8 protein-coding genes are annotated in these 13,002 nt (G+C 63.7%); all 8 read right to left on the bottom strand.

All coding sequences use genetic code 11. The features are described from left to right. Nucleotides 1-2 precede the first annotated feature (2 nt). Nucleotides 3-1,091, bottom strand: a complete 1,089-nt coding sequence (gene tssG / locus GCM43_RS03215) for a type VI secretion system baseplate subunit TssG (protein WP_226929295.1) — start codon at nt 1,089-1,091, stop codon at nt 3-5. Next, complete coding sequence (tssF, locus tag GCM43_RS03210; protein ID WP_152242083.1) at nt 1,079-2,833, bottom strand: type VI secretion system baseplate subunit TssF; 1,755 nt, start codon at nt 2,831-2,833, stop codon at nt 1,079-1,081. Before tssF ends, tssG begins: the two co-directional genes overlap by 13 nt. 16 nt (nt 2,834-2,849) lie before the next feature. Continuing rightward, a complete protein-coding gene (gene tssE / locus GCM43_RS03205) occupies nt 2,850-3,311 on the bottom strand; it encodes a type VI secretion system baseplate subunit TssE (RefSeq protein ID WP_152242082.1) in 462 nt (153 codons plus the stop codon). 65 nt (nt 3,312-3,376) lie between these two features. Next, nucleotides 3,377-3,862 (bottom strand): Hcp family type VI secretion system effector, encoded by a 486-nt coding sequence (locus GCM43_RS03200; RefSeq protein WP_152242081.1) that lies wholly within the window; start codon nt 3,860-3,862, stop codon nt 3,377-3,379. 98 nt (nt 3,863-3,960) lie between these two features. Beyond that, the gene (tssC, locus tag GCM43_RS03195) at nt 3,961-5,454 is read right to left on the bottom strand and encodes a type VI secretion system contractile sheath large subunit (protein ID WP_152242080.1); all 1,494 of its coding nucleotides are present in this window, start codon (nt 5,452-5,454) and stop codon (nt 3,961-3,963) included. Nucleotides 5,455-5,500: 46 nt separating this feature from the next. Beyond that, nucleotides 5,501-6,040, bottom strand: coding sequence for a type VI secretion system contractile sheath small subunit (gene tssB / locus GCM43_RS03190; RefSeq protein WP_152242079.1), 540 nt, complete (start codon nt 6,038-6,040; stop codon nt 5,501-5,503). Between the two features lie 416 nt (nt 6,041-6,456). Next, a complete protein-coding gene (locus tag GCM43_RS25735) occupies nt 6,457-12,312 on the bottom strand; it encodes a coiled-coil domain-containing protein (protein WP_193315519.1) in 5,856 nt (1,951 codons plus the stop codon). After that, nucleotides 12,313-12,903: a hypothetical protein gene (locus tag GCM43_RS03180; protein ID WP_226929294.1), complete on the bottom strand. Its 591-nt coding sequence runs from the start codon at nt 12,901-12,903 to the stop codon at nt 12,313-12,315. Nucleotides 12,904-13,002: the final 99 nt, after the last annotated feature.

The raw sequence follows: 13,002 nt of genomic DNA, 5'->3' as shown, positions 1-13,002 counted from the left end.
CGTCAGGTTCTTTCAGGCGCGTCGGCGCTCAGCATGAAGCGCGGTTGTTGATAGCTGGCGCGGCTCGCTTGCGCACCAGGACTGCACAGCCAGCTGCTCAGGCCCAACCTGGGCGGCAAGACCGCTGCGCCAGCGACGATGCTGGCACCCTGGCCAGCGCCGTCACTGACGGCAGCCGGCGAAGCCAGCCGCGTGAGCGGGCGCTGCGCCAGTTGCAGCTTGAGCTGCACCGCGATGTCGCTTTGCAGATGGCGCGCTACCAGCCAGCACAGCAGCGCGTGGTCCTTGCCGCCCTTGAGCAGCGCAGCGAACTGTCCTGGCGCCAGCGGCGGCGCATCGAGCGCCATGCCGGCGCCCTGGTCCCAGGCGCGCGCACCGAGGCTGGCGCCCATGCCCAGTCCGGCCATGCGACGCAAGCCGCCTGACGGGCTGCGGCCATGCAGGCGCGCGCGGTCCGACAGCGCCAGCACATGCCAGCCGCCGACGAACTGCTTGCCGGTAAAACGGATGCCCAGACGGTCGCGCACCACCGCCAGCAGCGACGCCATCGAGCGTGGCGCGGCGCCTTGCACGGCAGCGTGGCGCAGCCAGACCTGTTCGCCATGCGGGCCGCGCACGCCTTCGTCGCGTCCCAGGCTGGCCAGCGCATCGAGGCAGCGTATCAGCGGCGCCTGGTCCAGCGCGCCTGCGCTGAGCGCCAGGTGATGCTTGCGCCGGCTGCGGTACAGGAACGACAGCAGGCGCTGATTGAAGATATCGAGAAACTCGAGCGCGGCCGGGTCGCGCAGGCGGCGCCGTTCCAGCAGCATTTCGGTGTAGGGCATCGGCAGCGGGCCGTTGGCGCCGGCGAGCGACAGCACGCTGGAAGTCAGCGTCAGCGGCGGCCCGGGCCGGGTACTGTCCTGCACGGCCGCGATGTCGCTGCCGGCAAAGGCCAGCTCGACCTGCGCCACTAGGCGCACCGCTTCATCGCGCCCGACCGAAGTGCCCAGCGGCGCGCACTGCGGCGCACTGCGCTCGATGATGCTGAGCGCCTGGAACAGGTTGAATCCGTGCGGCGCCTCGCGCAGCTGGCTGATCAGGTCAGGCATTGGCGTCCACTCATGGCAGGCCACTGCATCCACGGTTCGCCGGCACGCCAGACGGCCAGGCGGACAAACGAATTGGCGCTCGTGTAAAGGGCAAAAAAGCGCGACAGCACGCCCGCCAGTACCAAAGGCGAGGTGCCGACAAACGCATCGGCGTCAAATTCAAGCACGATATCGGTGCCCCTGCAGTGGCCGCGCCAGGTATCGCGCCCGACCCGCGCCGTGGCGGCGCTGGCCACCAGGCTGGTCACGCCGCGCACCTGCGCCTGGTCGCGCGCACTGTCGCCTGCAAACAGCATCAGCATCTGCTGCAAGGTCTGCACGCCGGTGCTGCCGTCCACCAGCGAACGGTGGTTCAGGCGCAGCAGCGACACCAGCGACCATAGCGCTTTCGCTTCGAGTACCGGCGCGCGCTGGGTGCTGGGCTGGTACAGCGCGCGGATCTGCGTGGAGCTGGAAATGCCTTCGCCATAAAAGCGCGTGCCCGGCCCGACCTGCGCCGCCAGGTTACGGTTGGTACACAGCAGCTGCGCATAGACCACCGGCTCGTCTGGCAGTGTGCGCACATCGCGGCGGTCGACAAAACCCAGATAGACATCGCTGCCGCTGATGCCCTTGCGCAGGCTCATCTCGCGCCGCAGCGACCAGAACACATCGCTGGCGTCGCTGCCATCGGGAGCCGATTCGGCAAACACGCTCGGTATGCTGCGCACGCGGTCGGCGCGCGGGTCCGACACGGTCACCGACAGCACCGAATGGATCTCCATCACGGCGTCGCGCTGGTAATCGGGCATCAACAGATAATCGTAGTGGCGCTGGTCCAGGCGCAGCGGCTCGCTGGTTACCCGGAACAGGTTTACCGCCGGCACGCAGCCCAGGCGGAAGGTGTCGGCGCCCAGTTGCGACAGCACGCGCGCGCTGCGCGCAAACACAAAGCGCACGGAAAAGCCGCTGCCGCTGCCAAGACGGCCGCGCAGGCCGGCCAGGTCAAAAAACTGGAATTTGCGCGGGAAGGCAAAATACTCCTGCAGCAGCGCATACGCCGGATGGGCGTGCGCCGGCTGCGCCAGGATCGCCTCGTCCTCGGCAAAGCCGACTTCCCTGAGGTTGTCCAGGCTTAACTGCCACAGCGCGCCGTCCTGCGTTTGCAGCTCGATGCGTTCCAGTTCGCTGATCAGCATTTCATGCAGCGGCATGGTCGTGAGGAGATCGCCGGCCAGGTGCAGGCGCAGCGTATCGAGTTCCAGTTCGGCGACATCAACGCCGCTGTCGCAGCGCAGATCGAGGCGCAGCGTGCGCGGGTCTTCCAGCTTGATGGCGCCCACCGACAGCGGCCACAAGGTGGTGTCCCAGGCCACCTGGAAACGGCAGTTCTCGCCGCTATGGGCGGTGGTCGACAGCGCCGCGCCACGCGCCACCGGCATGCCGGCAGTGACCTTGCCCTGGCTGCTGTCGAGCGTCATCTGCACCACCGTCATGGCAGGCACGGGCTGGGTCAGGCTGGGACACAGATTGTCGAGCATGGCACTGGCAATGGCGGGAAAATCGCGGTCCAGGTCGCGGTGCACGCGCGCGGTCAGGAAGGCCACCGATTCGATCAGGCGTTCGGTATGCGGATCAGCCGATTCGTCGCCATTGAGCACCAGCCGCTGCGCCACCTTGGGGTAGCGCGCGGCAAAGTCGGCCGACTGCGTGCGCAGGTAGTCGAGCTCGCGGCGGTAGTATTCGAGCATGTCGTCGCTCAAGGCGTCACCCGCATGGTCATGCTGCCTGCGGCTGCAGCGCAGCCGAACGGGCGTCCACGGCAACGTTGAAATTGACGCGGCACAGCTGCGCGCCCAGCGCCACCACGGCAGAAATTTCTGCCTGCGCCGCGTGGGGACGTTCGGGATCGCCCTGCAGGCGCACGCTGACGTGCGACAGGCGTGTTTCAAAGCGCGCCAGGCAACGCTGCATCACGCTGGCCCACAACGCCAGGTCCTGTTCGGAGCGGGCCGACAGCACCATCATGTCAGGCAGGCCGAACGGCAACAGCGCAGGGTCGAGCGCGAGGTATTGTTCAATCGAGAGAGCGTTGCGGACGTTAAAAAGCCGTAACAGATCGAGCTGCAGCGACTGCTGCAGGCCGCCGCCATCGAGCAGGCGGCCGTCGGGCGACGCGCTCAGCGTGCCGGCAAGCCGGTCAAACAACGGTACCAGCGACGCCGTGATGGCTTTGGACATAGATATACACGATCAACAGAGGAGTAAGGGCCACAGGCCAAGAGCCATCCGGCCCCCGCTCGACATCAATCCGACTTCATCGTCTCCAGATTCCAGTTCCACGTGCCGGTGCCTTTGGCCGTCGAATCGGATTGTTGCTGGGTGAAGTCGCACTTGATCTTGGTAAACGACAGCGAGAACGAATCGGTCGGAATACCGCCACCGCCCGAAGTGCTGATGTTGGAAATCATGGCGTGTGTCAGCGAATAGGCGAAAAAGCCCATGTATTTGCCGTTTTCAACGCGGCCCACATACAGCGTGGCCGTGCCGATCTTGCTGCCCTGGGTACAGGCCTTGTACATTTCGGTAGTGGCCAGGTCGGACATTTTCGAGAACGACATCTCGGAAAACACCGGACGGCCCGAGGTACGCTCGGTGTTGGCCGAATCCATCTGCAGCGGGATCGAGGCGCCGTGCGAAAACGAATGCACGATGATCTTGCCCACATAACCGGTGACCTGGCAGTTACCGATAATCGATGGACCCAGGTCCAGAATAAGTACGTCAGACATTACTCGCTCCAAATTTGATAAGCAACACCGGGCGCTTTGGCAGCGGCCGGCGTTGCAGGGACTTCATTGTGACGCCAGGGTCTGGCAGCTTACGCAGTCTAGGCAGCCGAAGCCGGCAGTTGCGCCACCAGGCGGATCGAGGTGGTCAGTTCTTCCATCTGGAAGTGCGGACGCAGGAACACGGTAGCCGAATACACGCCAGGCTTGCCCGGCACTTCGGTCACGTCAACCCGGCCTTCAGCGAGCGGGAAGCGGGCTTTTTCACCCTGGGTTGCATTCGGGCTCAGCAGCACGTACGAACTGAGCCACTCACCGAGGTAGTTTTCCACGCCCTGGCGGGTCTGGAAGCTGCCGACCTTGTCGCGCATCATCACCTTGATGTAGTGCGCAAAGCGCGATGCCGCCAGCACGTATGGCAGGCGCGACGACAGGGCCGCATTGGCCTTGGCCGCATCGAGGTTATACAGCTTGGGCTTGTTGACCGTCTGGCCGCCGAAGAATGCCGCAAAATCGTTGCCCTTGGAATTGACGGCGGCAATAAAGCCCAGGTCGTTCAATTCTTTCTCGCGACGATCAGTAATCGACACTTCAGTCGGGCATTTGAGCACCACATCGCCTTCGTCGGTCTTGTAGGTGTGCGCCGTCATGCCGCTGATCTTGCCGCCGCCTTCGACACCGCGTATGGCCGTGGTCCAGTTGTACTTGGCGTAGGCGTCGGTAATGCGCAGGCCGAGCTGGTAAGCCGAGTTGGCCCACAGGTATTTGCTGTGGTCGCGGCCATCGACGGCTTCTTCAAAGCTGAAGCTCTCCACCGGCACGGTCTTGGCGCCGTACGGCAGGCGTGCGGCGTAGCGCGGCAATACCATCGCTACATAGCGCGAATCTTCCGAATCGCGGAAACCGCGCCACGACGCCATCTCGGCGCTCTCGAAAATCTTCGACAGGTCGCGCGGCACGCCCAGGTCGGTAAATTCGGTCATGTCGAACAGCGATGGCGCAGCAGCCGTAATGAACGGTGCGTGTGCCGCAGCGGCCACCTTGGAGAGGCGCTCGAGCAGGGCCATGTCCTGTGGATGACGGCCAAAGTAGTAATCGCCGATCAGCAGCGAGTAAGGATGGCCGCCGAAGGTGCCATATTCTTCTTCGTAGAGCTTCTTGAACAGCACGCTCATGTCGTGATCGACCGCACCTTCGAGGTCTTTCAGCAGTTCTTTTTTCGACACGTTGAGCAGACGCAGCTTCAGGTTCGGACCGGTTTCGGTGCCGTGGACCATGTCGTGCAGACCGCGCCACGAGCCTTCCAGCGCCTGGAAGTCAGGGTGGTGCATGATGGCGTTGAGCTGGTCGCTCAGAATGCGGTCGATTTCGGCCACACGCTCGTTGATCATGGCAACCACGCCCTTGTCTGGTGCCGTTTTCATTCCTTCGTCAAGCACCTGGGTCGCGAATTGACCCAGCAGTTTCTTGGCGTATGCATCTTGCGATGGCTCGATTGCCATCTTGCCTTCCTGGACGATACGGTCCAGCAGGCTCAGTTCGCCGCTCTCGGCAGACTTGCCGGCACCGCCCTTGGCGGATTGATTGGTAGCCATGGTTTAAGCTCTCTGTAAACGATTGAGGGAAGCGTGCAGCACGCTATCAGGAAGGCGCAGCTTCAGGCTCTGCCGCAGCAGCCGGGCTGGCTGGCGCACCAGTTTCCTGGCCCTTGAGCGTCTTCAGCTCTTCCGTATTCTGGATAATGTTTTCCAGCAGAGAGTCGAGCTCATCATTACCGTCGAGCTTGCCGAGCAGATCACGCAGTTGCTGGCGTACTTCCAGCAGCTTGGCAAGGCGCGGTACTTGCGCAACGATCGCTTCGGGATGAAAGTGCGCGAACTCGGTGAAATTGAGTTCCACTTTCAGATTGCCCTGCCCCTTGTAGGTATCGGGTACCGACAGGTCGAGACGCGGGGCAATCTTGCCCATGACCTCATTGAAATTTTCACCATCAATTTCAATCAGGCGTCGCGATTTGAGTTTCGTCGGTGCGGCCAATGGCTGCCCCGACAAATCTGCCAGCAAACCAACTACCAAAGGTAGTTCTTTTTTCTCGCTGGCACCGCCAATTTCGACGTCGTACGTGATTTGCACACGAGGTGGACGATTGCGTCCTACCCATTTTTGTAAGCTGCCTGACATTCACACCCTCACATGGTGACTAGTGGCCGGCGGGACGCAATTCCTCATGGCGAGAAGTGGATTCCAGCCGTGTTTGTCCCGCTACATTATCGATCTGTGTTTTTGCTTCCAAGAACAAATAAATGATAAATGGAAAGCGTTTGCTGAACAAGTTTATTTACACACCATTAATGGAATAATGGTTTTGATAACAGTACACCGCACTAAATTACGATATGGCGACAGCAAATAAAACACCGTTACCGGCAAAAAATCGCCATTACTATTAGTCAAATAATGATATCTGGAAAGTGCACTAGCAACAAGTTTATTTGCTTGAAATTAACACAATCAGGATTTAACAATTATTGAAAATCGCACGCCTTTGTGCTGATTGCCGGCACGGCAAAGCGACCCGGCATGACGGCCTTGCGCCATCAGTCGAACCAGCCCAGCCAGTTGCGAACACGCTTGCCTGTCGACACGAGCCATCTGCCACGCCGGCTTGCCCATCCCGGGCCCAGTTCATCGGGCAGGCTGTTATCGCCGCGCGAGTCGACAGGCCAGTCCATGCTGGTCGGCTCAGCCTTATCAATCGCCTTGGCGGCATCGACAGCGGCAGGCGCATGTGGCGCTGCCAGGTTGTTTGGGGGATAGGCTGGCGGCAGCGTACGGCCGTCAGACACTAGCGGATTGCCAGCCTCGTGCGTGACCATGCTTTCGGTTTGCGCGCCAGTAAGACCAGCATGGGAAGTGGCTTGCGTGCTGGCAGTGACACCGGCATGGGATGACGTTGCGGTACGGACTGCCGTATTTTCTGTTGCGAAATGGACACCTCTATCGGTGCCGCTATCCGGGGCTGTATTCAGGCCTGTATTCGGGCCTGTATTCGGGCCAGTATTCGGACCTATACTCGGGCCTGTATTGAGGCGGGTATCCGTGCCGTCATTGAAGCCTGCTGCGCCATTGGGCACCGTCCTGGCATCGATGGCAGCGTGACTGTTTGCAATACCGTCGCCGCCCCTCTGTGCTGCAATGCTGCTGGCGTCATCGCTGCTGACACCGACGTTTCTTTGCATCGGGGACGCACCAGCGTCGCCTGCTGCAGCATTGGCTTGGCCTGCGGCGCCGTATGATGGCGCGTCCGCTGCAGATGGCGCGCCGTTGTCTGCAACACGGCCCGATGTGCCGGCACCTTCTGCTTGCGGTGCAACCGGCGTTGCCGCTGCCCTGGCCGTTCCGGTTGCTGCCTGCGCTGTGGTTTCCTGCACGGCTTGTTGCGCTTGTTGCGCTTGTTGTATTGGCGCCACTGATTGCTCGACGCTGTCGGCTGCTTGGGCAGCTGTTTTCGCCGCTGTTTCGGTGGCAGTGTGCGCTGCAGTTTCCAGTTCTGTCCCTGCCGTTGTAACGCCAGTTGCTGCCGCTTGCGCTTCAGATTGCGCTGTAGTTGTTGCAGTTGCTTCAGTTGCTGCAGTTGCGTCGGCTGCAGCGGCTGTTTGTGTTGCCGGCTCAGCGACAGCTACCGCTGGCGCCGCAGCGGCGTCAGCGTCGCTGCTGGCCGCATCATGCTGGTTATTGCTGCTTGCATGACCGTCTGGCTCACCGCTTGCTTCATCGCCGGCCTCACCGCCGATATCTTTGGCTGCGCCCTTCTCGACATCGTTTTCTGCAGGCCTGGCATTGGCAGCGCCTTGGGCGTCGTCGCCTGCCGGGGCTGCCGGTGCTGCTGCTGGTGCCACTGCTGATTCTGCGGCAGCAGGCGCCCCGGTGGCGGCACCGGCGCTTGCGCTATCGTCGCCATCTGCCTGCGCAGGCACTGGCGCGGCGGCTGCATTGCGCTCGCCATCGGCGCCATCGGCCTGCTCGTCCTCGCTGGCAGGCGCCGTATTTTTTACTTCATCAGCAGAGGAATCGTCAGCACCCTGCTCAGCACCGTCGCTGTCGTCCGTGGCATGGGCGACAGCGGCGCTGCCAGCATCATCGGCGCCAGCGCCTGCAGCATTTGCGCTGTCTGCATCTGCTACAGCGCCAGGCTCGCCAGCGGCAGCCTCATTGGCTTCAGCATTAGCTTCGGCATTGGTTTCGGTATCGTCGCCGGTAGTGGCGTTGTCGGCAGGCGCCGGTGCCGGCGATACCGCTGCTGTGTCAGTGCCATCACTTTGCGCCGCCGCTTTGTCAGGCTGCTCTGCCTGGCGACCATTGCCGTCGCTGGAGGAAGCCGCTGGCACAGCGTCTGCAGCTGGTTCAGTGACTGGTTCTATGGCTGGTTCGGTGGCTGATTCGGCATCTGCACCAGCTACCGAGTCGGCCGATGGCGCGCTGGCAGCAGCGGCCACAGGTTCGCTCGCCGGTTCAGTAACGGCACTGCTGGCCGGCGCCTCGGCTGCCTGGAGCGCACCGACCTGTGACGAAGCGGCCGATTCAGTAGCCGCTTCAGTGGCCGTTTCTGCCCTTGCCGCAGCATCGGCCTCTTGCTCGCGATTGCCATCGCTACCGGCAACGCGCGCGCCGCTGGCATCGGCATCAACAGCGCTGGCGGCGCTGGCTGCACCGCCAATTCCATCGAGGTCAGCCGGTGCATTGCTGGCATCCTCCGTCGCCTGCGGCGCTACTGCACTGGCAGCGAGGGCCGCAGCGCCATCGAGCAAGCCGGCGCCGGCCTTTGCCGCAGCCAGCGCAGCAAGCCCCGCCGTCTCCGCGCCGTCCATTACGTCGCTGCGGGCAACGCCACCGTCCTCGTTGCCATCGCGGCCCTCCTGGCCATCCTGGCTGTCTTCGCTGCTGCCAGCGGCAATATCGGTGGCCGAACCGGAAGACGCCGATGATGTGGATGCATCGGGCAAGGTGACGCCAGCCGCTGTGTCAGCTTGCTGATCGGCCTGCTGATCGACTCCCGCCTTGCGCTCTCTATCTTCGGATACGCCAGTGTGGCCTTTATCAGGATCGACGGCGCTATCGCTGGCGGCAACCGCTGGGATGCTGCCGCTTGCACGCGCCGCATCGGCATCGCCATCAGCATCGCCATCGCCAGCATTGCTGGCCTGATTGCTGTCCTGGCTGGCCTGGGCATCAGGCGGGTTCGCCGCATCCTGCCTGAGGGCGACATCGTCGTCACCGCGAACGGCATCGGCATCGGTGTCAGCACTGGCACTGGCACCGGATGCCTGGTCGCCAGGCGCTGCAGCGTCATTCTGCCGTGCGGCCGTATCGGCCTGCCCAATATCGCTGCTGGCGGCGCCAGGCTCACTGCCGCCAGTTTCTGCTGTGCCGGCGCCGGCGCCGGCCCCACCCTGACCCGCATTGTTCGCCTGCACACCGTCCGGCTGGGCAGAGCCGGCAGCGTCGGCCGCCGCTTCGGCCTTGCCAGAACCAGCACCAGCGCCAGCACTGGCAGCCGAGCCACCGGCCTCTGCTGCCTGCGCTCCCGCAGCAGCAGCAGCAGCAGCAGCAGCAGCAGCAGCGTCCTGCGCCGTCGACGATGAACTGCCGCCGAATTTCACCACTTCCGCATCGACCACCGCTTCGGCCTTGATCGCTTCGGCCCGCTTGGCGTTGACTTGCGCCTGCACGCTTTCCACTTGTGCTTGCGCCTGATTGATACTAGCCTGCGCCTCGTCTTTCATTGCCGTGGTCCGGCTGACGGCGTCCTGTACGGCAGCGTTCATGCTCTGTTCGCAGGAGGCAATTTCCGCCGCCAGTGCCTGTTCGGACTGCTTGGCCTGTTCGGCCGCAGCAATGGCCTGGTCGGCCTGCGCCTGCATGTTTTCCAGCGCCGGCGCGGTGGCTGCCGGATCGGGCTCGGCCACGCCCTGCGCTTCGCTCTGCACCTCTTCCATGGAGGCGGCCATCTCCTGCTGTGCAGCGTCGGATGCATCGAGTGCCGACTGGGCCTGCCCTTGCATGGCATCGAAAGACTGGCGCATCTGCTCTTCCAGCGAACCGGCATCGGACAGCGTATCGCGCTGCGCCTGCGCGCCGTCGCCGGCCTCGGTGGCCGCCGCCTCCACCTCGCCAACGGCCTGGCTGGACTGCCCTGCCCGCGCCATGACTTCGTCGCGCACGGCATCCACGGCCTGTTGCGCCTGCGCCTGCCAGGACTGGAGCTGTGTTGCCAGGTCGCCGGCGTCCTGCACTTGCTGCATGGCGCCCTGAAAGGTGGCCGACAGATCGTCATGAAAGCCCAGCACCGGCGCCAGTTGCCCGCTCCAGTCGGCGATGTTCAGGCGGGCAATGGCGTCCATGGCCTGGTCCAGATACGACAAGGCCTGGTTGCTGCCCTGGCGCACCTGCTCACGCGCGGTGTTGCTTGCGCCATTGACCTGTTGCTGCGCGCCCTGCAGCAGATCGTGCAAAGCCTGCAGCGGCTGCCCGGCCTGTTCGCGGGCGGCCGCCACGGCGCCCGACAGGGCCTGCAAGCCATCTTGCGCCAGCGCGGCGGCCTTGCCAACCTGGACTTTGCCTTGCTGCAAAACACTGCGCAGCGGCGCACCGGCCGCTTCGAGCTGGGCTTCGAGCGGGGCAAAGGTACGGTCCAGCAAGCCATTCAATTGCTGCTGCAGATGCTGCACCAGCGTTTCGCACTGTATCTGCGCCAGGCATTGCTCGACGGCGGCCGCGACTTTTTCCAGCACCGCATGGATTGCCGCACAGGCCTTGTCGACCTGCTCCTGCAGCAGCGGTGGAATGGCTTCGGCAGCATTGGCAACCTGCATCAGCGCCAGCTGCATTTTCTCCAGCAGGGCGATCAGTGCATCGATGGCTTTTTGCAACTGTGCAATGGCCTGGTCCAGCAGCGGATTCAAGGCTTCGACCACGCCGATGGCCTTGTCCATCAGGCCGCCAGCCTGCTTGCCGGCGGCCACCACCAGCTGGCGCGCACTGGCAATCGCGCCTTTTACGGTAGGAATGGCGGTCTTGATGCCAACAAACAGGGTGCGCGCCACCATCAGCGCGGGCGCCTTCATCATATAGCGTGTGCACACTTCAATCGCATTGGCGCACAGCACGTCAGCCTGGTCGAGCTCATGGTCAGCCAGGCTCAGCGCTTCGCAGGCGGTGCCTACATAGGGAGGAATCTGCCCCTTGACGCCGACCAGCATGGCCACTGCCTCCGCAATCATGCTGCGCACCGGTTCGAACTGCTCCGGCAAGGCGCGCAAGGCCAGCTTGGCATTTTCGGCTTCCTGGTCCAGTTCCCCCAGCAGTTGCACCACCTTGGCCACTTCTTCGCGTATCACCTGCACCACGCCGCGCAAGGCATCGGCAATGATATCGACGCGCGCATCAAGGCCGGCCAGCGGCTGGCGCACCTTGCCGACCATGGCGTCGATATTGGCGCCGGTGGCAGTGAGCTGCTCCATCACCTGATCAACCTGTCCCCTGGCCAGGGCCAGCGGCTTGAGCAAAATATCGCCGAGGCGGCTGACCTGCGCGCAGCCTTCGTCAAACAGGCCGTCGCACACCTGTGCTTCATCGGCCAGTGCAGCGCTGACCTGATCGATCAGATCGATCTGTGCCTGCAGCGGCGCCAGCAGGGCCTCCCCCTTTTGCGCCAGCAGATCTGACACGCCGGCAATGACCTGGTTGACCTGGTCACAAGCGGCCTGCATGGCGCTGTCGAGGTCGTCAACATTACCCTGCAAGATGGTGCGCAGTTCACGCACCTGCTCCAGTGCGTCAGCCTGCAACTCCCCGGCCCTGGCCACGATGCTGTCGACCATGGCGCTGGCCGCGCCGGGGGCGCCTTGCAGCATGCCCAGCTGCTTCAGTTGCGCTGACAGCGGCAGCAGATCGCGGCCATATTGCTCGACCGTCGCGGCGCTGCGCGTGGCCAGTGCCGCCAGCGCCGCGCCGCGCTCTGGCAGACTGTCAAAAAAAGCCAGTTGCGGCGACAGGTCAGGCGCCAGCGAAGCGAGTTCGGGCAGCAGCGTGGCCATGGCCGTGACGGCCTCTTTGGCCGAATCGATCACAGGCTGCACGCCGGCGGCCTGCTGCAGCAGGCGCTGCGGAATGGCGGCAGCGTCGCTGGCCAGCTTGCGCAGGTCGGCAGCGGCCGTTTCCAGCACGCCGCTGCAGCAGTCGATAATCGGTTGCGGATCGAGCAGCCTGGGGATGGCCGCCATCTGTTCGACTACCGCCTGCATATCCGTCCTGAGCGTGTCGGCGCAGGCGCTGACGTCGTCGGCAAAACCGCGCCCCTGCTCCTGCATGGTGTCGCCGGCGCTCTTGACGGCGGCGGCAATGCGCGGTGGCGCCTGCGGCAGGACCTGCAGCGCGTGATCGAGCACCTTCATCTAGATCGCTCCCAGTGCACGCGATGACGCAGCCGCAGCGCTGCTGACGGCGGCCATGATGTCGGCCACTTTCGACGGCGCCGGCTCGAGCGACAGCGAAGCCTGGCTGACGCTGGCAATGGCTGCCTTGACTTGCTCGAGCGACTGATCAAGTTCCGGCAGAACCTGCGCCCCTTCGATGCGGATATCTTCCAGCGCTGGCAACAGATTGACAGGTGCGGCCAGCGCCGGAATGTCCGACAGCGACGGCAGCTTGGCAATCGCGGCGGCCGACAGCGCGGCGGCGGGAGGCGCCACCAGCCGCCCCGGCATCGCCTGGCGGCTGACCTCTTCAAGCACCACGATGGCGCCGTTGGCCAGGCGACCGGCCAGCGCCTGCAGCCAGCCGTCATGGCCGGCATGGCTGTTGGCCAGCGACGGACCGGAGCGCTGCAATACCCACTTGAGCTCGGCACGCGCTGCCGGCTCGCCGATCCAGAAACGCAGATAACCGTGCGCCTCCTCGGTCGAACGAAAACGCCGCCGCGAGCCAGAGGCGCTGCCTTGCAACAGGTTTTGCCCGGCCTGGCCGCCCGACTCGTAAAACGTCACGCGCCCGGAATGGCGCCATAAACTGGCCAGTGGATGCAGCATCGGTGGGAGGAGGCAGGAAATGATGTCAAATTACAATAACATGGGCCGTGCAATAAG

This window comes from Janthinobacterium aquaticum (assembly GCF_009208565.1).
GTDB lineage: Bacteria > Pseudomonadota > Gammaproteobacteria > Burkholderiales > Burkholderiaceae_D > Janthinobacterium.
This window is presented reverse-complemented; position numbering and strand designations above follow the sequence as displayed.